The following is a 22,908-nucleotide window of genomic DNA, read 5'->3' on the forward strand; positions in this document are numbered from 1 at the left end:
ATCCGGCCGGCCCTTTTTTACGCGCGGCCGCCATGCGCAACCGGCGTCTCGTCCAGGGCGTTTTTCCTATGGATAAGCCAGCCGTTGCGGCAGGGAGTACGAGTCATGCGGCTGGATGGGCCAGAGAGCAACAATGTCGAGGACCGGCGCGGGCAGCGCGGCGGCCTCCCGGGCGGCTTTGGCGGCCGGCGCGGCGGCGGCATCGCGGTGGGCGGTATCGGCGGCGTGGCGATCCTGCTGCTCTGCCTTTTCCTGGGCGTCGATCCCTCCATGATCCTGGGGGACGGGTCCGGCACCGCGCCCACCACGCAGCAGCAACAGACGCAGCAGCGGCAGGCGCCCTATAGCACCGACGAGGGCCGCCGCTTCGCCGCCCAGGTGCTGGGCGAGACGGAGCAGGTCTGGAACGGGCAGTTCCGCCAGCTTGGCCGGCAGTATGAGCCGCCGGTGCTGGTGCTGTATTCCGATGCCACCCAGTCCGGCTGCGGCGGCGCGCAAGCGCAGGTGGGGCCCTTCTACTGCCCCAACGACCGCAGGGTTTACATCGACCTGGACTTCATGGCGGCGCTGCAGAACCGCCTGGGGGCGCGGGGCGACTTCGCGGCCGCCTATATCATCGCCCATGAGGTCGGCCACCACGTGCAGAACCAGCTTGGTATCCTGCGCCTGGCCGAACGCATCGAGGACCGCCCCGGCGGCACCGATGCCAATGCCATGCAGGTGCGGATCGAGCTGCAGGCGGATTGCTTCGCCGGCGTCTGGGCCAAGCAGGCCAATGACGCCCGCCGCATCCTGGAGCAGGGCGACATCGAGGAAGGCATCAATGCCGCCGCCGCTGTGGGTGACGACCGGCTGCAGCAGCAGGCCGGGCAGCGGGTGCGGCCGGAAAGCTTCACCCATGGCTCCTCGGCCGACCGCGTGAAGTGGTTCCGCACCGGGCTGGAGCGGGGCGAGCTGGCGGCCTGCAACACCTTCGCGGGCCTGCCTTCCTCCGGCAACTGACGGCATCCCCATCCGGCCAGGCACCGCCGCCTGGCCGGCATCGGCTTCAGTCCGCCTGGGCTTCCAGGAGCGCCAGCAGTCCTTCCAGGATCAGCGCCGGCGAGGGCGGGCAGCCCGGCACCATCAGGTCCAGCGGCAGCACGGCACCGACGCCGCCTTCCTCCACGGCATAGCAGCCGGCGAAGGGGCCGGCGCCGCCGGCGCAATCGCCCACCGCCACCACCCATTTCGGCTCCGGCGTCGCGGTCCAGGCGCGGGCCAGGGCCTCGCTCATGTTGCGGGCGGCGGCGCCGGTCACCAGCAGCACATCCGCCTGCCGCGGCGAATCCACGAAGCGCAGGCCGAATCGCTCCAGGTCATAGGCAGGCGCCGCCAGGGCGCGTGCCTCCAGCATGCAGCCGCCGGAGCCGCCGCTGTCCAGCAGCAGGACGGCCAGGCTGCGGCCGAGCCGGGCCTGGGCGGCGGCTTCCACACGCGCCGCCAGGGCGGCGACGGTCTCGGGATGCGGCGGCGGCACGGCATCGGCGGCGGGCGGGCGCAGCATGATGCGCGCGAGGCGGGGCCAGAGCATCGGGTTCAGCCTCCTGATCGCGGGGTCACAGGTCCATCCCGCTGGTGGAGGGGTTGAGCGAGGCGCGCACCAGCGGCAGGTCGCCCAGCGTGGTGCCGGGCACCGCGGCTTCCAGCAGCGGCACATGCATCCAGCCGGGATCGCGGGCGAAGGCGGCGCGGATCAACCCGGCCTCGTCCAGCGCCAGCCAGTGCAGCACCTCGCCACGCGGCCCTTCCACAACGCCCACGCCTTCCCCCGCGCCCACCGGCAGCGGCACCAGCACCGGGCCGGGCTCCAGCCGCGCCAGGGCGGCGCGGATCAGGCCCAGACTTTCCGGCAATTCGCGCAGCCGCAGCCGCAGGCGGGCCTCGGCATCGCCGCTGCTGGCGGTGGGGATGGCGAGGCTGAAGCCGGGATAGGGCTGGTAGGGCATGTCCCGCCGCGCATCGAAATTGCGCCCGCCTGCACGGCCGGCCACGCCGCCCGCCGCCAGCGCCGCCACCCGGGCGGGGGACACGCCGCCGATGCCGCGCAGCCGGTCCTGCGCCCCGGCATGTTCGTCCTGCACCGCCTGCAAGGTGGGCAGGTCTTCTTCCAGGGCCGCCAGGGCGGCCAGCAGGGCTTCCGCCCCTTCCGGCGTCAGGTCGGAGGCCAGGCCGCCGGGCAGCACCAGATCCAGCGGCAGGCGCTGGCCGAAGGCGGCTTCATGGGCGCGCAGCAGCTTCTCCCGCAACATGGCGCAACGGACCTGGGCCCATTCGAGCCCGATGGCGCCCATGGTACCGCCCCAGTCGGAGAGGTGGCAGGCCAGCCGCTCCCATTCCGCCAGCACCAGCCGCAGCAGCACAGCGCGCGGCGGTGCCTCAATGCCGGCGGCAGCTTCGGCGGCCTGGGCGAAGGCCCAGCCATGCGCCACGGTGGCCTCAGCGGAGAGCCGCGCCACCAGCCGGGCCGCCGCGCGGGGCGACTTGCCGCGCATCAGCCCCAGCAGGCCACGGTGGCCATAGCCCAGCCGGGCCTCCAGCCGGTGCACCGCCTCGCCCCGCACATGGGCGCGCCAATGGCCGGGGCCGGCGCCGGGCAGGATGGGGCCCAGCGGATACTGGTGCAGCCCCTGCCCTTCCAGCGGCAGGAAGACAGGCTGCGGCGGTTCGCCCGTCTGGTGGCCGGGGTGGTCGGAGAGCGGCGCGGTGGCGGGCCAGCGGCCATGGTCCAGCCAGGGGCGCGAATCGGTGCCGCCTTCCGCCGCCAGGCCCCAGAGATCGGCCACCATACGCTCGAACCAGGCGGCGGCGGGGCGGGCGGGAGAAAGCGCTGGGTAGCGCCCTTCCGGCACCTCCAGGCTGGCCAGCAGGAGTGAGATGCCGTCGCGGAAGGCGGCATGCACCCGGCCTGGCTCGGCCCAGAGACCCCAGAATTCCAGCGCCGGATCGGCGGCCAGGGCGGCGGGCAGCGCAGCCCAGCCGGCGGCATCCAGCCAGTGGTGGCCCGGCGCGGCCTCGGGCGCGGTGCGGATCAGGCGGCTGGCGGCGCTCATCCCGCCACCTGCGCGGCTTCGGCCAGCAGGGCGGCCAGCGGGGCTGGCAGGAACAGGCCCAGGGCCAGCAGGCCCAGCAGGTGCAGCAGCATCAGCAGGAACACCGTTTGTCCAGTGCCGGGGCCGGCCGGCACGCCACGCGCCGGTGGCGGCCCGAAGCACAGCCATCGCAGCCGCGCCAGGGTCGCGAGGGCCAGCAGCACCAGCCCGGCGCCCAGCGGCAGCGCGAGCCAGGGCAGGCGCGCCACCGTCTGCTGCACCAGCAGGAAGCCGGCCATGAACTGCGCCAGCGGTGGCAGCCCGGCCAGCGCGCCCAGCGCCGCCGCCAGCGCCCAGCCCAGCCGCGCATCGCTGGCCGCGAGGCCGGACAGCGCCGCCATGGCGCCCGCCCCGCGCAGCCGCGAGGCCCGGCCCAACCCATAGGCGGCGGCGGCCAGGGCCAGCAGCGCGCCGGCCATCTGCATCAGCCCTGCCATCACCGCCGGCCCGCCCAGCCCGAAGGCAAAGGCCGCCAGCCCGGTCTGGCCCAGCGCCAGGGCGGCCAGGAAGCGCCCGGCATCCCGCGCGCGCCACAGCGCCAGGGCCGCCAGCGCCATGCCCGCCAGCCCGGCCAGCAGCAGCGGCGCGCCGGGCGGCATCCAGGCCGGGTTCAGCGCCACCACGGCCTTGGCGCGCAGCAGCGCATGCAGCGCCGCCTGCCCCAGCAGCGCGATGGGAATGACGATCAGCGGCGTCGGCGCCTCGGCCTGGGCATCGGTGCGCCAGAGATGCAGCGGCACCAGCCCCGCCTGGATGCCATAGCCCACCAGCATCAGCACGAAGCCCAGCAGCAGCGGGCCGGATTCGACCTCCCGCCCCACCCGCAGCAGGGTTTCGAAGGAGAGCGCGGCCTCCCCGCCCAGGACCTGGGCGGCCATGGCGAAGGCCAGGGTGCCGAGCAGCGCCAGCGCGGCCCCGGAACTCAGCAGCAGCACCGCCTTCCAGGCGGCGGAGAGCGCGGCGGCGCCGTGGCGGAGGCCCACCAGCAGCGCCAGCACTGGCCCCGCCAGGGCCAGCGCCATCCACATCAGCAGCGCGTCATCCGCCAGCAGCGCCAGATGCGTCAGCCCCAGCACCGCCTGATAGCCGGCGTTCCAGGCGCGGCCAGCGCCTTCCGGCAGCGGCAGGGCCGTGGTGGCGATGGCGCCGCTGAGCCCCACCACCGCTGCTGGCAGCAGCAGGCAGAGGTTCAGCGCATCGGGCCGCAGCAGCCCGGCGCCCTCGGCCGGCACGGCCAGCAGCAGCGCGGCCAGCGGCAGGGTCAGCGCCGCCACCGCGACACTGACCCGCGCGCCGATGCGGGCATCGGATATGGCGGCCAGGGCCAGCGCCCCGAGCAGCGGCACCAGCACCGGCAGCCAGGGCAGCAGCGCGGGCGCGAGGACCGGCAGAAGCCAGCCAGGCGGCGCATCGGGCAGCCAGGGAATCATGTGGGGTCCCTGTTCACCTGCGGCCGCAGGGTCAGGAAGCCCGCCACCACGCCAAAGGGCACCGCCATGGCCACCACGGCCAAAGCCGGCAGCAAGGGCAGCTCCGGAACCGCCAGGGCCGCCAGCAGGGCGCCGTTCATGGCACAGGCCAGGCCGATGGCCTGCCCCAGCGGGCCGCGCCGCGCCGCCATGACCAGCAGCCCCACCAGCAGCACCGAAAGGGAGAGCACCAGGTCCTGCCGCAGCACTGAGGCGGTGCCCTCGGTCACCGGGCGCAGCGCCAGCACGGCCAGCAGCACCAGCGCCACGGCGGCGGAAAGCCCGCCCAGCGGCCGGTGCACCGGGGCGGCCGCGGGTTCCCACCGCAGGCCCTGGCGCCGCACCCATTCCCGCAGGGCGAGGGGCAGCAGCACCCCCTGCCCGGCCATCAGCAGCACGGCGACCAGCGTGAGGGAGGGCGCCTGCCGTGCCCAGGCATGGCAGAGCGCCACCAGGGCCAGCAGCACGCCCTGCATCGCCAGCGCGTCGATGGCGGCCACCACGCGCCGCCGCAGCACCAGCGCGAAGGAGAGCAGCAGCACCCCACCCCCCAGCAGCGGCACCAGGTTGGCTGGCAGCTCCGTCAGGTTCATGCCACCCCCGCCGAAAGAAACAGCCAGGCGACGCCCAGCAGCGCCACCAGGGCGGCGGCGCCCATCAGTTCCGCCATGCGGCGCTCCCGCAGCCGGGCCAGATTGGCCTCGGCCAGGGCCAGAACCACCGTCAACAGCAGCAGCTTGGCGCACCAGAACAGCAGCGCCATCAGCCAGCCGCCCGGCCCGGCATCCGGGAAGGCGGTGCCAAAGGGCACGAAGAGCCCCGCCAGCAGCGCCACCCAGAGCACCAGCCGCAGCGCCCGCTGCATTTCCCACAGCGCGAGGTGCCTGCCGGACGCCTCCGGCACCGGAGAGCCGCTGGAGAGCTGCCCGGTGCCAGCCAGCGCCACGGCCAGCAGCGCCGGCAGCAGCAGCGCCAGGGCGAGGCGCGGGCCCAGGGCGGCTTCCTGCAGGGTGGCGCCGATGGCATCGGGGGCGGTGGTGCCGGTCAGCACCGCGAAGCCCATGGTGGCCAGCAGCAGCGCCGGCAGGGCGAAGCCGTCCTGCCCCATGGCGCGGGCGGCGGCGCGGCCACCGGCGGCGGTGCCGGCATCCAGCGAGGCCAGGGCCTCGGCGGCGCGGGCCAGCAGCAGCAGCCCGGCCAGCACCACGAGGTCCGACATCGGCGCCAGGGCCATGCCATGCATGAAGCCCGGCACCAGAGCCGCCGCCGCCAGCACCGCCGCGAAGCCCAGGTAAGGCGCCGCGGAGGAGACCGGCGAGGCATGGTCCGCCAGCACCGGCTGCTTGCGCAGCAGCCGCAGCCAGTCCCGCGCCGGCTGCCAGAGGCTGGGCCCGTGCCGACCCTGGAGGCGGGCGCGCAGCAGGCGCAGCAGGCCGGGCAGCAGCACCGCCGCCAGCAGCATCAGCGCCAGATGCAGCACCTGGGCAAGAATTCCGGCGAAGGTCATGCGCCGCCCCCCAGCCAGGCCAGCAGCAGCAGCACCATCACCACGGCGCCCAGGCTGAAGCGCAGCGCCCGGCGGGCGGTGCCGCGCCGCGCCGGCCGCAGGCGCCAGCGCGGGCGCCCGGGCAGCCGGACGGCGCCAGGCAGCCCGGGCCAGCGTGGCAGCAGCGGGCGCATCGGCGTGGCGAGGCCAGCGGCATCGGGCTGGGTGGCTGGGTCGCCGAAAGGCAGGTGGGGCGGCGGGGCCATGAAGCCGTCGTCCCAGGGCGGCGCCGATACCGACGGGTGCGGCGAGGCATGGCGCATCGCCCCGGCGGCCAGGGCCAGCAGCAGCGCCAGCAGCAGGCCCAGGCCCAGCGGCGCGTAATCCGCCGCCAGGGGCCCGGCGCTGGTGCTGATGAGGCCGCCGAGTTCCGGCCCGCCGCCATGGCCGGTGAGCAGAAGCAGGGCCGGCTCGGCCAGGCGCAGCAGCGGGCCCGGCAGCAGCCCCAGCAGCGTGGACAGCAGCAGCAGCGCCAGCAGCAGCGCGCGCGGCAGGGGCGCGACCTCGGCCGCACCCAGGGTGCGGGGGGCACGCGGGCGGCCCAGGAAGCAGAGACCCCAGAAGCGCAGCAGCGCCGCGGCGAGGCTGGCCATGGCCAGCCCCAGCAGCGCCACCGCCCCGGCCGTCAGCAACTGGAAGCCCAGCGGCCCGGCGCGCCAGGCGGAAAACAGCGCCTGCAGCAGCAGCCAGCCCCCCGCGAAGCCCGCGAAGGGCGGCAGCAGGGCGGCGGCGGCGGCCCCGGCGAGGCTGACCCAGGCCAGGATCGGCATGACATGGATCAGGCCACCCAAGCGGTCGAGGTGTCGCGCACCGGCGCCCAGGGCGACCTCGCCCGCCGACAGCCAGAGCAGCGCCAGGAACAGCGCCTGGGCCGGCAGGTGCAGCAGCGCTGCGCCGGCCGCCATGGCCGCCAGGGGCGCCAGATCGGCGGCCCGCAGCGCGGCGGCGAGGCCGAGCCCGGCCCCCACCAGCCCAAGATGCGCCAGCGCCACGCCGCCCAGCAGCGGCGACAACTCGGCTTGCCGCAGCGCGCGCAGAGCCCCGGCCAGGGCCAGCAGGGCACCGCCCGCCAGCAGGGGCGTGCCCCACCACAGCGGCTGCGCCGGCCCGCCGAGGTCCAGCAGCAACCGGGCCAGCAGGTAGATGGCCATCGGCGGCATGGCACCACCCACCAGCAGCAGCGCCGGCCCCGGCGGCAGCGGCGCCAGCAGCGGCAGCGCGGCACGGGCGGCAGCAGCGGGCAGCACCAGCAGCAGAATGGCGGCGGCCTGCCCAGCTTCCGGCGGGGCGGCGCGCAGGCCGGCAAAGGACAGGTCGCCCGAGAGGCCGGTCAGCAGCCCCACCGCCACCGCCAGCGCGGTGACGGACAACAGCGTGGCCAGCAGGTCCAGCCGCCCCAGGCGGGGGTTGGTGACCCAGGCGCCCTCGGCCGAGAGCAGGGCATGCGCCGTCAACGCCGCCAGGGCGAAGCCGAGCAGCAGGCCGAAGGCATCGGCGGCGCTCAGCGCCAGGGCCAGCCCGGCCAGCAGCAGTGGCCAGAGCATCAGCCGGCGCGGCGCCTGGTCGGCGGCGGCCCAGCCGGCCAGGGCGGCCGGCAGCCCGGCCAGGCCCAGCAGCATCAGGAACCAGGCGGAAAGCCCGTCCGGCCCCCGGCTGAGCGGCGCCCAGGGTGGGCCGAAGGGCAGCAGCACCGGCACGGTGCCGCCCTGCCACAGCGCCGCCAGCCCCAGCAGCACGAAGCCGGCGGAGGCCAGGGCGACACCGCCCTGCACCGCCCTCGCCCGCCCGGCGGCACCCAGGGCCGCCAGCAGCGCGAGAAAGGCCAGCAGGCCGGACAGCATCCAGGGGATCATGCCGAAAAACCCGGCAGCGGGTTCATGCGCCGCAAGCCGCCTGTCCCACCGGCCGCACTAGAAGCGGAACCCGGTGGCCCAGAGGACCAGCGCCAGCAGGGCCAGAAGCGGCAGGTGGTCCAGCAGCGATGCCGATGGCGCGTACCGCCGGCGCGCCGGGGCATGCGCCAGCAGATCCGCCGGCCAATGAACAAGGCCGGTGCGATCATTGGCGGGCGGCGGCGGCGGGAAGCTCGCGGAAGCTGGAAGGCGCATGACAGCCTGTTGATGGAATCGTCCTGACTGGCATTGGCGGCGCATTCTGGCTGCTTCCGGTTGGCGCGGCTAGGCGGCGGACCTCAACAGGATGTGTCCGCCCGCGCCGGCAGCCTGGGTACCTGCTAGGGAGCTCCGGCGGCGGGAGCGTCAGGAGCCGGCACAGGCTCGCGCAGCGCCTCCGCCTCCCGCTTCAGGCGGATATAGGAGACCACCGAGAAGGGCAGCATGCCGATATAGATCAGCCCCGCCGCCGCCAGGGCGGCCCAGGGCTCGCCCACCAGCAGCGCGGCATAGGCGCCCACCGAGATCAGCAGCGGCAGCACCACCTCCCGCCGCACCTTGAAGTTCTTGAAGGACCAGGTGGGCAGGGTGGAGACCAGCATCAGCGCCACCACGACCAGCAGCAGGCCGACAAAGGCGGGGTGCCGCACGCCATGCGCCATGCCGTGCCAGCCCCAGCCCTCGAAGGCCAGGGACAGGAACATCGGGAACAGCGCCAGGCCCGCGCCCGCCGGGGCCGGGACGCCGGTGAAGAAGCTCTGCGCATAGGCGGGCTTCGGCGCCAGTCCGACATCCAGCGCCGCGTTGAAGCGTGCCAGGCGCAGCGACATGCAGACGGCAAACAGCACGCAGGGCACGAAACCGATGCCGCGCCAGGAATCCATGGTCCACATGTAGAGCACCATGGCCGGCGCCACGCCGAAGGACAGGAAGTCGGCCAGGCTGTCGAATTCGGCGCCGAAGCGGCTGGTGGCCTTCAGCAGCCGCGCCAGGCGGCCGTCCAGCCCGTCGATCACGGCGGCGCCGATGATCAGGGCCGCCGCCGGGGCCCAGCGCTCATCGAGCGCGAAGCGCATGGCCATGAGCCCGGCGCAAAGGCCGAGCATGGTCATGATATTCGGGATCAGCTTGTTGAAGGACTGCCCCTGGAAGCGGGGGCGCCGCCGTGGCGCGAAGCGGAAGCGGCGGCGAGGTTCTGCGGTATGTTCCCCAGGGGCAGCGTTCGGCATCAGAATCCCGTATCGGTGTGCAGCACCGGCTGGTGCGAGTCTTCACGGCCCATCTCGGCGATCACCGTCTCGCCGCCGATCATGAGCTGGTGCTCGGCGACCAGCGGGCGGACGCCCTCCGGCAGGTAGAGGTCGGTGCGGCTGCCGAAGCGGATGATGCCGAAGCGCTCGCCGCGCTCCAGGCGGTCGCCCTCCTTCACCTGGCAGACGATGCGGCGGGCGATCAGGCCGGCGATCTGCACCACGCCCAGGTCCTTTCCGTCCGGCAGGCGCAGGGCGATGCCGTTGCGCTCGTTGTCCACACTCGCCTTGTCCAGGCTGGCATTGAGAAATTTCCCCGGGCGATAGGCCACGCGGGTCACAACGCCCTCATAGGGGCTGCGGTTGACGTGAACATCGGCGACCGAGAGGAAGATCGCCACCCGCCAGCGCGGATTGGGGCCGAGGCCCAGGTCCTCCGGCGGCACCGCCGGGCTGACCATGGTCACGCGGCCATCGGCCGGCGCGACGATGACGCCGGGGCGCATCGGCACGACGCGTTCGGGGTCGCGGAAGAAGTAGAAGCAGAAGGCGGTGAAGGCCACGGCCAGCCAGAACAGCCAGGTGCCCACGGCAATGCCGCCCGCCACCGCCACCACGATGCCGCCGATAATGAAAGGCTTGCCAACCGGATGCGGCTTGGCAACGACCAGCTTGATGCTCTCGATAAGCGCCATGATACCGTTGGTTATGGTCCGGGGCAGGCCCCCGGACAACCGGCAGACCCCGGATCAGGGGGCGGGAAGCGTAAAAATCTGACCTGGGTAGATCAGGGCCGGGTCGCGGATCTGATCGGAATTGGCACGCTGGATGACCGTGTAGCGAATGCCCCGGCCATAGGTTGCGCGGGCGATGCGCCACAGATTGTTGCCCGGCTGCACCACGATGCGGTCCGCCGCCAGGGAGGGCGTGGTGCCGGCATCGCGCTGGAAGGGCAGTTCCAGCCGCGCCGCCACCCTGCCGCGCGGCCCGACCTGGTCGAGCCGCAGCACATGCCGCCCCGGCGCCGGCACCGGCTCGGGCCGCAGCACCCAGCGGCCGGTCTGGTCGGCGGTGGCATCGCCGGCATGGCGCTGGTCCACATAGACACGCACGGTGCCGCCCGCCGGCGCGGTGCCGGAGAAGCGCATGGCGCCGCCTTCATCGTAATCGACGATATCAAGCCCCAGGCGCCCGTCGCCCGCCGGCGTGCCGCCCTGCAGCAGGCGCGGCGCAGCGGTCTGCGGCAGCAGCACGGCGACCGGCGCGGCGGTGGCCGCGGCCTCCGGCACCATCACCACGACCGATTCCTCGCCGATGCGCTCGCGCCCCTGCGCATCGCGTGACCGGAGCGACAGCTCATGCGCGCCGGGGGCCAGCGGCTCGGACGGCAGGATGACGAATTCGCCACGGGAATCGGCGCGGGCGCGGCCCAGTTCCTGCTCCCGGTCATGCAGCACCACCTCGGCACCGGGGGCGGCGCGGCCGGCCACCACGGCGGCGCCCTTGGCGCCAATACGCGCGACATCGAAGCGGGGCCCGGCTTCCGTGGCACCCGGCGCTTCCGGCACAATGGGGGGCGGCAGCACGGCCAGGGCGGGCTGCAACTGCGCAGCGGGGGGCGCGGCAGGCTGCACAGCCCGTCGTTCCTGCCACCATAGGCCGCCGGCGACGGCGGCCACGCTGGCCAGCCCACCCAGCGCAAGGCCCATCCGCATGCGATCGGTCATAGCTACGCAATATTGCCTTTAAGGTTCGTTAAGAATGGGCGCTTGGAGCAGCCGGAGCAAGCCTGATGGCACGATCCGTGCTTCCATGCGCGAATCCGCTCCCTCCTGTGGCAAGGATGTCGCCATGCCTGACCGCTCCCTTCAGCGCGTGAAGATCTGGGATCCCTGGATCCGCCTGGTGCACTGGGGGCTCGTGGCGCTGCTGGCACTCTCCTGGTGGTCGGTGGAGACAGGGCGGATGGACCTGCATGTGCTCAGCGGGGAGCTGACGCTGGGGCTGCTGCTGTTCCGCATCGGCTGGGGACTCTGGGGCTCGGACACCGCACGCTTCACCCGCTTCCTGCGCTCGCCGGTCGCGGCGCTGGCGCATCTGCGCCACATGACACGGCGGGAGGCCGATACCGAGATGGGCCACAATGCCGCCGGTGGCTGGATGGTGCTGGTGATGCTGGCGCTGCTGCTGCTGCAGGCCGGCACCGGGTTGATGGCCGATGACCAGATCCTGACCCACGGCCCCCTCGCCCCGCATGTCTCGGGCGAGACCAGCGACCGCGCCACCGCCATCCATGCTTTCAACTTCAACCTGATCCTGGTGGCCGTCGGCCTGCATGTCCTGGCGGTGCTGCTCTACGCCCTGCTGAAGCGCCAGGACCTGGTGCGGCCGATGGTGACAGGGGTGAAGCGGCTGCCCGCCGATATCGCCCGCCACGCGCCGCGCCTTGCCCCGCCTACCCGGGCACTGGGCTGGGGGGCGGTGGTGGCGGTGGCGGTCTGGGGCCTCGCCCGCCTGGGGTGAGGCCCGCCCGAGCCGCCTCAGCGCGCGCGGTAGTTGCGGTGGCAGGCGCCGCAGGAGGCGCCGACTTCCCGGAAGGCCGCCGCCGTCGCGTCCCTGTCGCCGCTGCCGGCCGCGGCCGCGAGCTTGGCGGTGGCCTCGCTGGCATTGGAGGCCGCCTTCTCGAAGCCCGCGCGGTCCGACCAGACTTCCGGCCGCGCCTTGCTGTTCTCGGTGCTGCCCGCCGGGAAGAGCGTGGGCAGGGTGGCGAAATAGCCGTGCATCTCCTGCGCGCGCGGCGCGACGGGGCCCACGGCCTCCCCCGCATCCATGATTTTCTTGATGGCCTCCAGATGCGCGCCGGAGCGCTTCATCTCCTCCTTCCGCTGGCCCACCACATCCGCCTGCGCCCAGGCGCCACCGGAACCGGCGGCACCCAGGGCCAGGGCCAGAAGGCCCACCGGCAGCAACAGTCGCTTCATGCAGCGCGTCTCCGTCCTTCACGGCCGCCAGGGGAAGCGGCGGCCGCTGTGAGCCTGCCACGAAGCGCCAGGCTCGCGCATTGCAGGAATTCGTCGCACCCCCACTTGCCGAGCACGCGCAGGGGCGATATACGCCGCGCCTACCCAGACGGAACGGCGGAGCGTAGCTCAGCCTGGTAGAGCACTGTGTTCGGGACGCAGGGGCCGGAGGTTCGAATCCTCTCGCTCCGACCAAATCGGTCCGGATGGGTAAGCCCCGTCTCCTCCCCTCGAAAGAGGGAGCAGGAGGCGGGGTTTTTTCATGGCCTGTGGGCGGGCGGCGGGGCAGCCGCGGAACATTCAGCCCGCCCCGGAGCGGGAACAGGGCCCTGGCCCGGATCGTTGCATGGTTGTTGCTTAGGTTCCGGCACCCGCAGGGGCACAAGGCCCCGGGGGAAGGAAATCCGCCCATGAAGCCATCCCTGGCCGCCGCCGTGCCTGCCTGCCTGGGCCTCCTTTGTGCCGCCATGGCCATGCCCGCCGCCGCGCAGATGCCGCTGGGCGACAGCGGCCTGACGCTGACCGTCACGCCGGTGCTGAGCAGCGACTACCTGTTCCGTGGCATTTCCCAGACCCGCAACCGCCCGGCCATCCAGGGCACGGTGGACCTGCAACATTCCAGCGGGTTCTATCTCGGCGCCTTCGCCACCAACGTGGCCTTCCCTGGCACCGATGCGCGGCAGGAGCTGGACCTGTCAGCCGGCTACCGCTTCGAGGCGGGCGCTGCCACCTTCGATCTCGGCGGCATCTACTACACCTACCCCGGCTACCACGCCGCGCCGGGCAGCTACGACTTCAACTATGTCGAGGCCATCGCCAAGGCGAGCTACACGGTGGCGCCGCTGAAGCTGGTGGGCACCGCCGCCTGGTCCCCCAACTTCTATTTCGAGAGCGGCCACGCCTTCTACCTGGAAGGCGGCGCGGATGTCTCGCTGCCGGCGGGCTTCACCCTTTCCGGCCGCCTTGGCTATCAGTGGATCGAGCGCAACCGCCGCTATGGCGCGCCGGATTACGCCAACTGGCAGATCGTGGCCTCGCGCGAGATTGTGGCCGGCATCACCCTGGCGGTGGGTTATTACGATACCAGCCTGTCCAAGCGGGAATGCTTCGGCGGCGCCAAGTTCTGCGAGGCCCGCGCCATGGTGACGCTGAGCAAGATCTTCTGACCCCGGTGCCCGGCGCCGCTTCAGCGGCGGATGCCGGCCGCCCAATAGATCAGCGAACGGATGGGAAAGACCCAGATGAAGCCGGTCACCACGAAATAAGGCACCTGCAGGGCCCAGTGCAGGCCCTGCACCCAGTCTCCGATCCAGAGCACGAGGACGAGATAGAGCAGCAGTCCGATGGAACCGATCAGCAGGGCGATGGAGGTGCGCGACATGGCAGCCTCTTGGCAGGCGGCAGGCTTGGCGCCAAGGGCCTATAACGGCGCAGGGCGACCATGCGTTGCGGCGGCGGGCCCGCCGCCTTAGTCTCCGCCCCCCGCCCGAAAGGGCTGCCTGCCCCGCTTAAGCCTAGAGGATCGTGGATGCCCGACACCGGACCGACCCCTGCCCGAGGGTCTCTCGCTGATGGGTCCTTCGACCTGAAGGCGCATATCCGTGCCGTACCGGATTTTCCGAAGCCCGGCATCCTGTTCTACGACATCTGCACGCTGCTGCGGGATGGCCCGGCCTTCCACGCCGCCATCAAGATGCTCGCCGACCTGGTGCGCCCCTATAAGCCGACGGCGCTGGCCGGCATCGAGAGCCGTGGCTTCGTGCTGGCGGCGCCGCTGGCGCTGGAGCTGGGCCTGGGCTTCATCCTGCTGCGCAAGCCGCGCAAGCTGCCCGGCGCCACCATCGGCTACAACTATGCCCTGGAATACGGCACCGACCGGCTGGAGATTCAGGCCGATGCCGTGAAGAAGGGCGACCGCGTGGTGCTGCTGGACGACCTTCTGGCCACCGGCGGCACCATGGCCGCCGGCATCCGCCTGCTGCAGGAAGCCGGGGCCGAGGTGCCGCTGGCCGCCGCCATGATCGAGCTGACCTTCCTGAACGGCCGCGCCCGGCTCGAGGCGCCCTTCGAGGCCCTGGCGGCCTACGATTCCTGAAGATGCGCGGGCGGTTCCGGATTCCGCAACTCCGGCAGGCAGAAGCTGCCTATGACCTAGGCAGCGCCGCACCTGGCGCGCCGCCCCGCCACGGCCTTCTTTCCGCCGCGAGGGCTGGGCATGTCCCGCCCATGCCCCGCCGCGCCCTGCCCGCCCTGGCCGCCGCGTTGCTGGGCGCCCCCGCCGCCCGTGCACAGAGGCTGACGGCCGATACCGCTACCCTGCTGCTACCGGGCCCCGAGGGCGGGCCCGCCGCCATCTGGGCCGCCAAGGTGGCGGCCGGGCTGGTGCGCGGCCTGCCGCATGCGGTGGCGTTGCACAGCACCACCATCGGCGGCCCCGATGGCGTCACTGCCGCCAACCGCTTCGCCACGCTGGAAGGCGCCGACGGGCGCATCCTACTGGTGCTGCCGGGCTCGGCTGCCCATGCGCGGCTGATCGGGGAAAGCCGGGCCCGCTACCCGGTGGAGGGCTGGCTGCCGCTCTGCGCCTCCTGGCAGGGAGCGATCCTGGCCGGGCGCGGACCCATGCCGGCCCCCAACGCCGCCCGCCCGTTGCGCCTGGCGCTGCCCGGGCCGGATGCGCCGGAAGCCGCGGCCCTGCTGGGCCTGGACCTGATCGGCTATCCCGCCACTCCGGTCTTCGGCATGAGCGCCCTGGCGGCGGAGCAGGCGCTGGCGCGGGGGGAAGTGGATGCGCTGGTCATCGCCACCCCCTCCCCCATGCTGCGCGTCGCCCGCATCGGCCTCACTCCCTGGCGGGAGTTGGAAACGCCGGGCCGCCGCGACATTCCCGGCCTGCCGCCGCTGGCCGAGGCGGCGACCCAGGCCCGCCCGGCTCAGGTCGCCGCCGCCCAGGCCGGCTTCGCGGCGCTGCGGCTGCGCGCGGCGCTGGTGCTGCCGGCCCTGACCTCGGCCGACCTCGTGGCAGTGTGGCGCCGCGCTGCGCTGCGCTGGCAGGAGGACGAGGCCAAGGAATCGCCGGAGAACACCGCGCCCGCCCTGGTGGGGGCGGAGGCGCGCACCGCCATGTCGGCGCTGTTTCCCTCGCCGGACGGGGTGCTGGCCTATCGGGAATGGCTGCTGCGGCGGCTGTCCTGGCAGGCGGGCTGAAGCCTGCCAGGACCGGCCTCCGCCACGGGAGGCAGCCATTCCTCCCGGGCCGGCGAGCCAGGGTCAGAGATGATGCCCATCCGCCATCCGGCCCGCCTTGCTCAACCGCTGCTGCAACAGCCACAGGTTCGAGACAAGGTCGGAGCCAAAGTAGCGCAGGATCTTCCAGTCCAGCCTGTCCAATGCCCAATGCGTCGCGACCTTCCGGGGCACGGCCCGCAGATGCGCCACGGACACATCCCTGATGTTGAGCGCGGGACCGTCGCGGTTGCTGTTCTCGAAGCCCAGCGCGACGAAGTTCAGCCCCGCGAGCTGCGCGAGATGCATGTTGTACCAGAAGCGTGGATTGCACTCGAGAAAGTAGAAGGAACCATCAGGGCAGACGCGGATGTCGAAGCCCAGCACGCCGTCGTAGCTGAAATGCCTGTTGATCTTCCTGCAGGCCTCCAGGACCGGCGGCATGTCGAGGAACTCGGTCTTCTCGTTGTCCTTGCGGTAGATGACCCAGGGGAGGTCCGTGCCGCCCTGGCAGAGGAAGAAGGCGCTGACATCGGTGCCGCAGATGTAGTCCTGGACAAGAATGGGGCGGTATTCGACCTGCCTTGAAAGCTCGGCAGCCGAGTTCCACACCAGCTTCGTCACGCCGGAGCTGCCATCTCTGTTGAGGGGCTTCGCCACCGCTGGCGGCTTGATCTGCCCCGCTTCCGCCAGCGCGGTGAGCGCCGCCGCGTCCGCGGCAAGATGGCTGCGGGGATAAGGAAGCTCCAGTTCCCTGCACAGTTCCGAGAACAGAAACTTGTTGTCCAGAATGTCGAAGACCGCCGTGGATGGCACCGGGAAGCAACGTGGTTCGAGATGGTCCCTGGTTGTTGTCAGGTAGCGTGTCGTGATGCTGTCGCTGGGCAGGATGTAGTCGATCCGCAGGTCTGCGCAGATCGTGTTAATGAGATCGGGCGCCAGATCCTGAAAGTTGTCCTTGCGGACCGGCGCTTCGAAGAAGGCCTTGCAGGCGCGTGAACTGCTGAGCGGGCGCGCCTCATTGGATCCTAGAACGTAAACTGAGCCAAAATATTCCGCCGCACATCGGAGCGTCCGGTACTGCAATCTTGAGCCACTTGCCAGTATCAGGCACTTTTTTTCCACTGCGACTTCGCGGCCAGATTTGTCTGGCATTGTTTTTCCCTCCCGAAGCCGTGTGCAACAGAGCGCCACAGCCTCCCGATTACTATAGATGCAATCGTGCGTTGCGCGCCGGCTTGTTGCTGGCAGGAGAACGCAATTCGGGATTAGCCCGATCGGGTCAGGCGATCGCCAGGATTGTATTGCGGCACCAGGCCCAGGGGCGCCGGCTCAGGACCCCGCTGCATGCGGACAAGGCTGAACAAGCCATGGCTTCCGACGGCTCGCGCGGTGGCGGCGCCATCGGAGGCAGCCGGGAACAGGGTGGATCGTCCACCCCGTTCCCCATATCGCTCAGGCCCCGTTGGCCACCGCTTCCGCCAGGGCGCGGCCCACATCCGCGGTGCCAGCCTGGCCGCCCAGGTCGCGGGTGCGCGGGCCGCCTTCGGCCAGCAGCTTCTCAATGGCGCGCAGGATGGCGTCGGCGGCTTCCTTCTCGCCCAGATGCTCCAGCATCATGGCGCCAGACCAGATCTGGCCGATCGGGTTGCAGATATGCTTGCCGGCGATATCGGGCGCGGAGCCATGCACCGGCTCGAACATGCTCGGGTGCTTCTTCTCAGGGTTGATGTTGGCGGAAGGCGCGATGCCGATGGAGCCCGCCACCGCCGGCCCGAGGTCGGAGAGGATGTCGCCGAACAGGTTGGAGCCGACCACCACGTCGAACCAGTCCGGGTGCTGCACGAAATGGGCGCAGAGGATGTCGATATGGAACTGGTCGGTGGCGATGCCGGGATAGTTCTTCGCCATCTCGGCGAAGCGCTCGTCCCAGTAGGGCATGGTGAAGGTGATGCCGTTGGACTTGGTGGCGCTGGTCACCTTCTTGCGCGGGCGGGTCTGCGCCAGCTCGAAGGCGTATTTCAGCACGCGGTCCACACCGTGGCGGGTGAAGACGCTGTCCTGGGTGACGAATTCGCGTTCCGTGCCCGGGAACATGCGGCCGCCCGAGGAGGAATATTCACCCTCGGTGTTCTCGCGCACCACGTAGAAGTCGATATCGGCGGGGCCACGGTTGGCCAGGGGCGACTTGGTGCCCGGCATCAGCTTGCAGGGGCGCAAGCTGATATACTGGTCGAAGCTGCGGCGGATCGGGATCAGCAGGCCCCAGAGGGAGATGTGGTCCGGCACCCCCGGCCAGCCCACGGCGCCAAGGAAGATGCTGTCGTTCTGCGCCAGTTGCTCCAGGCCGTCTTCCGGCATCATGCGGCCGGTCTTCTGGTAGGTCTCGCAGGACCAGTCGTAGTGATCCAGCTTCAGGTCGAAGCCGAAGCGGCGGGCGGCGGCATCCAGGACGCGCAGGCCCTCCGGCACCGTTTCCTTGCCGATGCCGTCGCCAGGGACGACGGCGATGCGATGCGTGCGGGACATGGGACGTGACCTCTTCGCTGCTTATGCGAAGGTTCTAGACCCTGTTTTCCCGGGCAGGAAGGTGGCCAGGCTTCAGCCGCCCGCCGCTTCCCGCGCCAGCAGCGCCCGCTTGCGCGCCACACCCCAGCGGTAGCCCGACAGCGCGCCATCCCCCCGCACCACCCGGTGGCAGGGAATCGCCACCGCCAGGGCATTGGCGGCGCAGGCCGAGGCCACCGCGCGCGCCGCGCCCGGCTGGCCGATGCGGGCGGCGATCTCGGCATAGCTGGCGGTGCCGCCGGGCGGGATCTCTTTCAGCGCCTGCCAGACACGGTGCTGGAAGGCGGTGCCGCGCAGGTCCAGCGGCAGGTCCAGGCCGGTACCGGGTGCCTCGACGAAGCCCACTACCTGGGCCACCAGCGCCTCGAAGCCGGCATCGCCGCCGACCAGGGTGGCGCGGGGGAAGCGGTCCTGCAGTTCCCGCAGCAGGGCTTCCGGCTCATCGCCCAGCAGAATGGCGCAGACACCTTTCTGGCTGCGCGCCACCAGGATGCTGCCCAGGGCACATTCGCCGATGGCGAAGCGGATGGTGGAATCGGCCCCGCCGGCGCGCCAGGCGGTGGGCGTCATGCCCAGCAGCGCATCGGCGCTTTCATAGACCCGGCTGTTGGAGCCATAGCCGGCAGCATAGATCGCCTCGGTCACGGTGCGCGCGGCGGGCAGTTCCTCCCGCAGCCGGCGGGCGCGGGCAGCAGCGGCATAGGCGCCGGGCGTCAGGCCGGTGACGGCGCGGAAGAGGCGGTGGAAATGGGAAGGGCTGAGGCCCAGCTCCCGCGCCAGGGCCGGCAGGTCCGGCACGTCCTCGGCGGCATCCAGGCGGCGGCAGGCCTCGGCCACCACGGCGGCCTGGCGCTGGCGCGGCGGCGGCAGGTCGGCGCGGCAGCGGCGGCAGGGGCGGAAGCCGGCGGCCTCGGCCTCGGCGGCTGTGGCATGGAAGCGCACCTGGGCGGGGCCCGGGCGGCGGGCGGCGCAGGAGGGATGGCAATAGATCCCGGTGCTGCGCACGGAATAGACGAAGCCGCCATCGGCGGCCGCGTCGCGCGCCACCAGCCGGGCCCAGCGCGGGTCCAGTTCGGTGGCGGAGGGGGCAAGGGGGAGGTTCTGGGTCATGATGCGGCCAGGTTGGATCATACCGCCGGCCCGCTCACTCCGCCGCCTGCTTTCAAACCGAATCCCGGTTCCGCAGCCAGGACAGCAGCGCCAGGGCCAGCACCACGGCGGCGATCAGCGCCACCGCGACCATGCCGGTGATGATCGCGAAACCTGGCGCATCCGCCGCCACCAGCACCCCGGTGATGGCGGTGGCGACGACCAGCAGCAGTCGGATCAGCAGCGACATGGCCCCTCTCCTTCAGGCGGCGCAATCACCGCTTGCTGCTTCTACCGCGTCATGGTCCCGCAGTTCCACACGCTGCGCGGTCGGCAGCGCGATCAGCCCCTTGCGGCGGAACTGGCTGAAGACGCGGCTGACGGTCTCGATGGTCAGGCCCAGGTGGTCGGCGATGTCCTGGCGCGACATCGGCAGGTCGAAGCGACGGTCGCCGCCGGTGCGCTCGGCCATCTCCAGCAGGAAGGAGGCCAGCCGCTCCGCCGCCGTCTTGCGGCCCAGCACCATCAAGCGGCGCTGCGCCGTCTCCAGGCTGCGGCAGGCGAGGTCGTAGAGGCCGCGGGCGGCGGCGGGGTCGCGCACCGCCTCGGCCTCCAACTGCCGGCGGGGGAAGCGCAGCAGGATGGCATCGCCCACCGCCTCGGCCGAAAGCAGATGCGCCTCCCGCCCATCCAGGCCCAGCAGGTCGCCGGGCAGGTGGAACTCGGCCACCTGGCGGCGGCCATCGGGCATCAGCGCCAAGCTGCGGACGCAGCCGGCCATCACGCGGTAGACATGGCTGGCGGCATCGCCCGCCAGGAAGAGGCTCTGGTCGCGACGCAGCGTCACGGTGGTGCCGACCAGCGCCATCCCGGCCAGGCCCATTCCGGCCATGGCGGGCAGCGGCATCCCGGCGGTCCGGACCCCGATCGTTGCATCGCGCGGCAGCATTGGTTAACCCCCTGGCATCTCGTGTGGCGGAGAATGCGCGCCGCCACAGCTTCCGACTATTCGGGTCTTCCCCATCCGGGATTCTACGTATGGGCCGCATTCCGGTCTTCGCCTGTCCATGACCACGCCGCTCGACGACACCGCCTGGCGGCTGACGGTCGAGGCCGCCGGCCTTGGCGCCTTTTCCTGGGACACGCGGGCGGACCGCGTGCGGCTCTCCGGCCCGCTGGCGCTGCTCTTCGGCCCGCCGGCGGAACAGCCGGGGCTGGAGGGCTTCCTGTCCCTGCTGCCGGAGAACCAGCGCACCCCCGTGGGTGCCACGCTGCGCCATGCGCGCGACACCGGCGGCGCCTGGGACACCGCCCTCAGCCTGGACGTGGCTGGCGGCGCCACGCTGCGGCTGCGCCTGGCCGGCACCGGCTGGCCGGAGGAAGCGCCGCTGCACCTGCTGGGCGTGCTGTCGCGCCTGGAGGACCCGCCGGCGCCGGACGAGCAGGACGCGCATGTACGCTCCATCCTCGACACCGTGCCGGACGGCATGATCGTGATCGACGAGCACGGCATCATCCGCGCCTTCTCGGCCGCCGCCGAGCGCATCTTCGGCTTCGCTTCCGCCGAGGTCTGCGGCCGCAATGTCAGCCTGCTGATGCCCTCCCCGCACCGGCAGGCGCATGACGGCTATCTCGCCCGCTATGCCCGCACGCGGGAGCGGCGGATCATCGGCATCGGCCGCACTGTGACCGGCCAGCGGCGGGACGGCAGCACCTTTCCGCTGGAACTGGCGGTGGGCGAGGTGCGGCGCGCCGGCGCGCGCCTCTACACCGGCTTCATCCGCGACCTGACCGACCGCCAGCGCACGCAGGAGGAGATGCAGGAATTGCAGGCGGAGCTGCTGCATGTCTCCCGCCTCAGCGCGCTGGGCCAGATGGCGACGACGCTGGCGCATGAACTGAACCAGCCGCTGACCGCCGTGACGAATTACCTCAGCGCCGCGCAGCGTCTTTTCGCCGCCGGCAACCAGCCGGCACGTGTGGGCGAGGCCATGGGCAAGGCCGCCGACCAGGCGCTGCGGGCCGGCGAGATCATCCGCCGCCTGCGCGAGTTCGTCGCCACCGGGGAAAGCGAGAAGCAGGGCGAGCCGCTGACCGCGCTGGTGGAGGAAGCCACCGCCCTGGCCTTCATCGGCGCCCGCCAGCGCGGCGCCACCGCCACGCTGCATGTGGCGCCGGACTGCGGGTTGGTGCTGGTGGACAAGATCCAGGTGCAGCAGGTGCTGCTGAACCTGATCCGCAATGCCATCGAGGCGGTAGACAGCCTGGCGCGGCAGGAAGTGGCCGTCACGGCGCGACGGGCGGGCGACATGGTCGAGGTTTCGGTTTCCGATACCGGCACCGGCCTGGCGCCGGAGGTGGAGGCGCAGCTCTTCCGCCCCTTCGTCACCACCAAGCGCGGCGGCATGGGCGTCGGGCTTTCCATCTGCCGCTCGATCATCGAGGCGCATGGCGGCCGCATCTGGGCCGAGGCCAACCCCGGCGGCGGCACGGTCTTCCGCTTCACGCTGCTGGGCCTGGAGGAAGAGGAGGTGGCGCCATGAATCCCGAAGCCCCGGTCCATGTGATCGACGACGACGAGGCGGTGCGGGATTCCCTGGGCCTGCTGCTGGCCTCCGCCGGGCATGAGGTGGTGCTGCATGAATCGGCGGCCGACTTCCTGCGCGTCGCCGCCCCCGGCGCCTGCGTCGTCAGCGACGTGCGGATGCCCGAGATGGACGGGCTGGCGCTGCAACAGGAGCTGGCGCAGCGCGGCATTCCCGTGCAGCTCATCTTCATGACCGGCCATGGCGACGTGCCGGTGGCGGTGCGCGCCCTGAAGGCCGGCGCCATGGACTTCCTGGAAAAGCCCTTCGCCGAGGAAGCGCTGCTGGCCGCCGTGCGCGGCGCGCTGGAAGCCGGCCGGGCGCGGGAAGCGGAAACGCGCCAGCAGGACGACATCCGCCGCCGCCTGGACAGCCTGACGCCGCGGGAACACGAGGTGCTGGACGGGCTGGTGGCCGGGCAGGCCAACAAGTCCATTGCCCAGGACCTGGGCATGAGCCCGCGCACCGTCGAGGTCCACCGCGCCCGGGTGATGGAGAAGATGGAGGCGCAGAGCCTGTCGCATCTGGTGCGGCAGGTCCTTGTCGCCACCGGGAAGGCTTGAGGCAGGTCAAGACCCTTCGCCGCCAGGAACGTTATGGATGATACGGCGGGCCCCGGCCCGCCCCACCCCTGCCCCAGGACGCCGCCTGCCATGCCCACCGCCGGAAGCCATGTCGTGATCGTCGATGACGACCCGGATGTCTGCGACGCGCTGCGCTTCCTGCTGGAGGCCGATGGCCGTGCCGCGCGCGGCTATGCCTCGGCGCCCGAGTTCCTGCGCGCCGCGCCGGGAGAGGACATCGCCTGCCTGGTGCTGGACTACCGCCTGCCCGACCGCAACGGGCTGGACCTGGCGCGGCAGGCGCGGGCGCTGGGCATCGCGGCGCCCATCCTGCTGATCGCCGGCAGCCCGGACCCGGGGCTGCAACAGCGCGCCGAGCGCCTCGGCATCCGGCATGTGCTGGCCAAGCCGCTGGCCGACGACACGCTGCTGCAGGCCATCCGCGACAGCCTGGGGCCGCAGGATTCCGGCCAGCCCCCAACGGTTTCGTAAGACGTTTCGACCACGCCCCGAACCCGCAACGGCCCGCGGCCGGAGATGACCGATGAACCTGAGCCGATTCAAAACCGG

Annotated in this window: 25 protein-coding genes and 1 tRNA gene; 9 read left to right on the top strand and 17 right to left on the bottom strand. The window is 72.1% G+C overall.

The genetic code is table 11. From position 1 onward, the window contains the following. Window positions 1-105 precede the first annotated feature (105 nt). Window positions 106-1,002: a KPN_02809 family neutral zinc metallopeptidase gene (gene ypfJ / locus EBE87_RS03930; RefSeq protein WP_120641007.1), complete on the top strand. Its 897-nt coding sequence runs from the start codon at window positions 106-108 to the stop codon at window positions 1,000-1,002. Window positions 1,003-1,048: 46 nt separating this feature from the next. On the opposite strand, the gene EBE87_RS03935 is transcribed toward ypfJ, so the two are convergent. From EBE87_RS03935 to EBE87_RS03980, 10 genes are all read right to left on the bottom strand, one after another. Further along, on the bottom strand, window positions 1,049-1,573 hold the full coding sequence (locus EBE87_RS03935) for an NADH-quinone oxidoreductase subunit B family protein (RefSeq protein ID WP_120641008.1): 525 nt from the start codon (window positions 1,571-1,573) through the stop codon (window positions 1,049-1,051). A 25-nt stretch (window positions 1,574-1,598) separates the two neighbouring features. Next, the gene (locus EBE87_RS03940) at window positions 1,599-3,092 is read right to left on the bottom strand and encodes an NADH-quinone oxidoreductase subunit D-related protein (protein ID WP_158601066.1); all 1,494 of its coding nucleotides are present in this window, start codon (window positions 3,090-3,092) and stop codon (window positions 1,599-1,601) included. Beyond that, window positions 3,089-4,561, bottom strand: coding sequence for a proton-conducting transporter transmembrane domain-containing protein (locus EBE87_RS03945; protein WP_122139886.1), 1,473 nt, complete (start codon window positions 4,559-4,561; stop codon window positions 3,089-3,091). Before EBE87_RS03945 ends, EBE87_RS03940 begins: the two co-directional genes overlap by 4 nt. Beyond that, window positions 4,558-5,193 carry a hypothetical protein gene (locus EBE87_RS03950; protein WP_120641224.1) on the bottom strand — a complete coding sequence of 212 codons (636 nt, stop codon included), beginning with the start codon at window positions 5,191-5,193 and terminating at the stop codon, window positions 4,558-4,560. Before EBE87_RS03950 ends, EBE87_RS03945 begins: the two co-directional genes overlap by 4 nt. Further along, complete coding sequence (locus EBE87_RS03955; protein WP_122139887.1) at window positions 5,190-6,107, bottom strand: NADH-quinone oxidoreductase subunit H; 918 nt, start codon at window positions 6,105-6,107, stop codon at window positions 5,190-5,192. Before EBE87_RS03955 ends, EBE87_RS03950 begins: the two co-directional genes overlap by 4 nt. Continuing rightward, on the bottom strand, window positions 6,104-7,999 hold the full coding sequence (locus EBE87_RS03960; protein ID WP_122139888.1) for a proton-conducting transporter transmembrane domain-containing protein: 1,896 nt from the start codon (window positions 7,997-7,999) through the stop codon (window positions 6,104-6,106). Before EBE87_RS03960 ends, EBE87_RS03955 begins: the two co-directional genes overlap by 4 nt. Window positions 8,000-8,056: 57 nt before the next feature. Continuing rightward, window positions 8,057-8,254: a hypothetical protein gene (locus EBE87_RS03965; protein WP_120641166.1), complete on the bottom strand. Its 198-nt coding sequence runs from the start codon at window positions 8,252-8,254 to the stop codon at window positions 8,057-8,059. A gap of 125 nt (window positions 8,255-8,379) precedes the next feature. Next, on the bottom strand, window positions 8,380-9,267 hold the full coding sequence (locus EBE87_RS03970) for a CDP-alcohol phosphatidyltransferase family protein (RefSeq protein ID WP_120641165.1): 888 nt from the start codon (window positions 9,265-9,267) through the stop codon (window positions 8,380-8,382). Next, complete coding sequence (locus tag EBE87_RS03975) at window positions 9,267-9,983, bottom strand: phosphatidylserine decarboxylase (RefSeq protein ID WP_120641164.1); 717 nt, start codon at window positions 9,981-9,983, stop codon at window positions 9,267-9,269. The genes EBE87_RS03970 and EBE87_RS03975 overlap by 1 nt, the downstream gene beginning before the upstream one ends. Before the next feature lie 54 nt (window positions 9,984-10,037). Next, window positions 10,038-11,015 carry a LysM peptidoglycan-binding domain-containing protein gene (locus tag EBE87_RS03980; protein ID WP_122139889.1) on the bottom strand — a complete coding sequence of 326 codons (978 nt, stop codon included), beginning with the start codon at window positions 11,013-11,015 and terminating at the stop codon, window positions 10,038-10,040. A 124-nt stretch (window positions 11,016-11,139) separates the two neighbouring features. On the opposite strand from EBE87_RS03980, the gene EBE87_RS03985 reads away from it, so the two are divergent. Next, entirely contained in the window at window positions 11,140-11,811 is a 672-nt protein-coding gene (locus tag EBE87_RS03985) for a cytochrome b/b6 domain-containing protein (protein WP_120640964.1), read from the top strand. 17 nt (window positions 11,812-11,828) lie between these two features. Here the strand turns inward: EBE87_RS03985 and EBE87_RS03990 are convergent, their stop codons facing one another. After that, window positions 11,829-12,269 (bottom strand): c-type cytochrome, encoded by a 441-nt coding sequence (locus EBE87_RS03990; protein WP_120640960.1) that lies wholly within the window; start codon window positions 12,267-12,269, stop codon window positions 11,829-11,831. 157 nt (window positions 12,270-12,426) lie between these two features. Between EBE87_RS03990 and EBE87_RS03995 the strand changes: the two genes are divergently transcribed. Together EBE87_RS03995 and EBE87_RS04000 are read left to right on the top strand one after the other, a co-directional pair. After that, a tRNA-Pro gene (locus EBE87_RS03995) sits at window positions 12,427-12,503 on the top strand. Between the two features lie 215 nt (window positions 12,504-12,718). Continuing rightward, complete coding sequence (locus EBE87_RS04000; RefSeq protein WP_120640961.1) at window positions 12,719-13,474, top strand: TorF family putative porin; 756 nt, start codon at window positions 12,719-12,721, stop codon at window positions 13,472-13,474. A 20-nt stretch (window positions 13,475-13,494) separates the two neighbouring features. Here EBE87_RS04000 and EBE87_RS04005 read toward each other — a convergent pair whose 3' ends face one another. Beyond that, entirely contained in the window at window positions 13,495-13,689 is a 195-nt protein-coding gene (locus tag EBE87_RS04005; RefSeq protein WP_120640962.1) for a DUF2842 domain-containing protein, read from the bottom strand. A gap of 147 nt (window positions 13,690-13,836) precedes the next feature. On the opposite strand from EBE87_RS04005, the gene EBE87_RS04010 reads away from it, so the two are divergent. Continuing rightward, window positions 13,837-14,403 carry an adenine phosphoribosyltransferase gene (locus EBE87_RS04010; RefSeq protein ID WP_120640963.1) on the top strand — a complete coding sequence of 189 codons (567 nt, stop codon included), beginning with the start codon at window positions 13,837-13,839 and terminating at the stop codon, window positions 14,401-14,403. Window positions 14,404-14,534: 131 nt separating this feature from the next. Further along, entirely contained in the window at window positions 14,535-15,515 is a 981-nt protein-coding gene (locus EBE87_RS04015; RefSeq protein ID WP_122139890.1) for a hypothetical protein, read from the top strand. Window positions 15,516-15,578: 63 nt separating this feature from the next. Here EBE87_RS04015 and EBE87_RS04020 read toward each other — a convergent pair whose 3' ends face one another. The 5 genes from EBE87_RS04020 to EBE87_RS04035 all read right to left on the bottom strand — a co-directional run bounded on the left by EBE87_RS04020 (window position 15,579) and on the right by EBE87_RS04035 (window position 20,097). Then, complete coding sequence (locus tag EBE87_RS04020; protein WP_120641074.1) at window positions 15,579-16,688, bottom strand: ATP-grasp domain-containing protein; 1,110 nt, start codon at window positions 16,686-16,688, stop codon at window positions 15,579-15,581. A 300-nt stretch (window positions 16,689-16,988) separates the two neighbouring features. Further along, window positions 16,989-18,062: a tartrate dehydrogenase gene (locus EBE87_RS04025; RefSeq protein WP_120641075.1), complete on the bottom strand. Its 1,074-nt coding sequence runs from the start codon at window positions 18,060-18,062 to the stop codon at window positions 16,989-16,991. A 72-nt stretch (window positions 18,063-18,134) separates the two neighbouring features. Next, on the bottom strand, window positions 18,135-19,211 hold the full coding sequence (gene ada / locus EBE87_RS04030; protein ID WP_122139919.1) for a bifunctional DNA-binding transcriptional regulator/O6-methylguanine-DNA methyltransferase Ada: 1,077 nt from the start codon (window positions 19,209-19,211) through the stop codon (window positions 18,135-18,137). Between the two features lie 52 nt (window positions 19,212-19,263). Then, on the bottom strand, window positions 19,264-19,440 hold the full coding sequence (locus tag EBE87_RS28935; protein WP_158600972.1) for a hypothetical protein: 177 nt from the start codon (window positions 19,438-19,440) through the stop codon (window positions 19,264-19,266). Between the two features lie 12 nt (window positions 19,441-19,452). Further along, window positions 19,453-20,097 (bottom strand): helix-turn-helix domain-containing protein, encoded by a 645-nt coding sequence (locus EBE87_RS04035; RefSeq protein WP_158600973.1) that lies wholly within the window; start codon window positions 20,095-20,097, stop codon window positions 19,453-19,455. Window positions 20,098-20,257: 160 nt separating this feature from the next. Between EBE87_RS04035 and EBE87_RS04040 the strand changes: the two genes are divergently transcribed. The 3 genes from EBE87_RS04040 (at window position 20,258) to EBE87_RS04050 (ending at window position 22,830) form a co-directional block, all read left to right on the top strand. Continuing rightward, window positions 20,258-21,733 (top strand): sensor histidine kinase, encoded by a 1,476-nt coding sequence (locus EBE87_RS04040; protein WP_120639818.1) that lies wholly within the window; start codon window positions 20,258-20,260, stop codon window positions 21,731-21,733. Beyond that, on the top strand, window positions 21,730-22,338 hold the full coding sequence (gene fixJ, locus EBE87_RS04045; RefSeq protein ID WP_120639819.1) for a response regulator FixJ: 609 nt from the start codon (window positions 21,730-21,732) through the stop codon (window positions 22,336-22,338). Before EBE87_RS04040 ends, fixJ begins: the two co-directional genes overlap by 4 nt. A gap of 90 nt (window positions 22,339-22,428) precedes the next feature. Further along, window positions 22,429-22,830, top strand: a complete 402-nt coding sequence (locus EBE87_RS04050; RefSeq protein WP_158600974.1) for a response regulator — start codon at window positions 22,429-22,431, stop codon at window positions 22,828-22,830. Window positions 22,831-22,908: the final 78 nt, after the last annotated feature.

The sequence above is a fragment of the Teichococcus wenyumeiae genome, from assembly GCF_003696345.1.
Taxonomy (GTDB): Bacteria; Pseudomonadota; Alphaproteobacteria; order Acetobacterales; family Acetobacteraceae; genus Pseudoroseomonas; species Pseudoroseomonas wenyumeiae.

Bases quoted from the DNA above. Each gene is read 5' to 3' on its own strand.
- ada (WP_122139919.1), bottom strand. From the start codon at position 19,211: ATGACCCAGAACCTCCCCCTTGCCCCCTCCGCCACCGAACTGGACCCG.
- EBE87_RS04035 (WP_158600973.1), bottom strand. From the start codon at position 20,097: ATGCCGCTGCCCGCCATGGCCGGAATGGGCCTGGCCGGGATGGCGCTG.
- EBE87_RS28935 (WP_158600972.1), bottom strand. From the start codon at position 19,440: ATGTCGCTGCTGATCCGACTGCTGCTGGTCGTCGCCACCGCCATCACC.
- EBE87_RS03955 (WP_122139887.1), bottom strand. From the start codon at position 6,107: ATGACCTTCGCCGGAATTCTTGCCCAGGTGCTGCATCTGGCGCTGATG.
- EBE87_RS03980 (WP_122139889.1), bottom strand. From the start codon at position 11,015: ATGACCGATCGCATGCGGATGGGCCTTGCGCTGGGTGGGCTGGCCAGC.
- EBE87_RS04050 (WP_158600974.1), top strand. From the start codon at position 22,429: ATGCCCACCGCCGGAAGCCATGTCGTGATCGTCGATGACGACCCGGAT.
- EBE87_RS03960 (WP_122139888.1), bottom strand. From the start codon at position 7,999: ATGATCCCCTGGATGCTGTCCGGCCTGCTGGCCTTTCTCGCGCTGCTG.
- EBE87_RS03945 (WP_122139886.1), bottom strand. From the start codon at position 4,561: ATGATTCCCTGGCTGCCCGATGCGCCGCCTGGCTGGCTTCTGCCGGTC.
- EBE87_RS04010 (WP_120640963.1), top strand. From the start codon at position 13,837: ATGCCCGACACCGGACCGACCCCTGCCCGAGGGTCTCTCGCTGATGGG.
- EBE87_RS03970 (WP_120641165.1), bottom strand. From the start codon at position 9,267: ATGCCGAACGCTGCCCCTGGGGAACATACCGCAGAACCTCGCCGCCGC.
- ypfJ (WP_120641007.1), top strand. From the start codon at position 106: ATGCGGCTGGATGGGCCAGAGAGCAACAATGTCGAGGACCGGCGCGGG.
- EBE87_RS03975 (WP_120641164.1), bottom strand. From the start codon at position 9,983: ATGGCGCTTATCGAGAGCATCAAGCTGGTCGTTGCCAAGCCGCATCCG.
- EBE87_RS03985 (WP_120640964.1), top strand. From the start codon at position 11,140: ATGCCTGACCGCTCCCTTCAGCGCGTGAAGATCTGGGATCCCTGGATC.
- EBE87_RS03940 (WP_158601066.1), bottom strand. From the start codon at position 3,092: ATGAGCGCCGCCAGCCGCCTGATCCGCACCGCGCCCGAGGCCGCGCCG.
- EBE87_RS03935 (WP_120641008.1), bottom strand. From the start codon at position 1,573: ATGCTCTGGCCCCGCCTCGCGCGCATCATGCTGCGCCCGCCCGCCGCC.
- EBE87_RS04040 (WP_120639818.1), top strand. From the start codon at position 20,258: ATGACCACGCCGCTCGACGACACCGCCTGGCGGCTGACGGTCGAGGCC.
- EBE87_RS04005 (WP_120640962.1), bottom strand. From the start codon at position 13,689: ATGTCGCGCACCTCCATCGCCCTGCTGATCGGTTCCATCGGACTGCTG.
- EBE87_RS04015 (WP_122139890.1), top strand. From the start codon at position 14,535: ATGCCCCGCCGCGCCCTGCCCGCCCTGGCCGCCGCGTTGCTGGGCGCC.
- EBE87_RS03965 (WP_120641166.1), bottom strand. From the start codon at position 8,254: ATGCGCCTTCCAGCTTCCGCGAGCTTCCCGCCGCCGCCGCCCGCCAAT.
- EBE87_RS04020 (WP_120641074.1), bottom strand. From the start codon at position 16,688: ATGCCAGACAAATCTGGCCGCGAAGTCGCAGTGGAAAAAAAGTGCCTG.
- EBE87_RS03950 (WP_120641224.1), bottom strand. From the start codon at position 5,193: ATGAACCTGACGGAGCTGCCAGCCAACCTGGTGCCGCTGCTGGGGGGT.
- EBE87_RS04000 (WP_120640961.1), top strand. From the start codon at position 12,719: ATGAAGCCATCCCTGGCCGCCGCCGTGCCTGCCTGCCTGGGCCTCCTT.
- EBE87_RS03990 (WP_120640960.1), bottom strand. From the start codon at position 12,269: ATGAAGCGACTGTTGCTGCCGGTGGGCCTTCTGGCCCTGGCCCTGGGT.
- fixJ (WP_120639819.1), top strand. From the start codon at position 21,730: ATGAATCCCGAAGCCCCGGTCCATGTGATCGACGACGACGAGGCGGTG.
- EBE87_RS04025 (WP_120641075.1), bottom strand. From the start codon at position 18,062: ATGTCCCGCACGCATCGCATCGCCGTCGTCCCTGGCGACGGCATCGGC.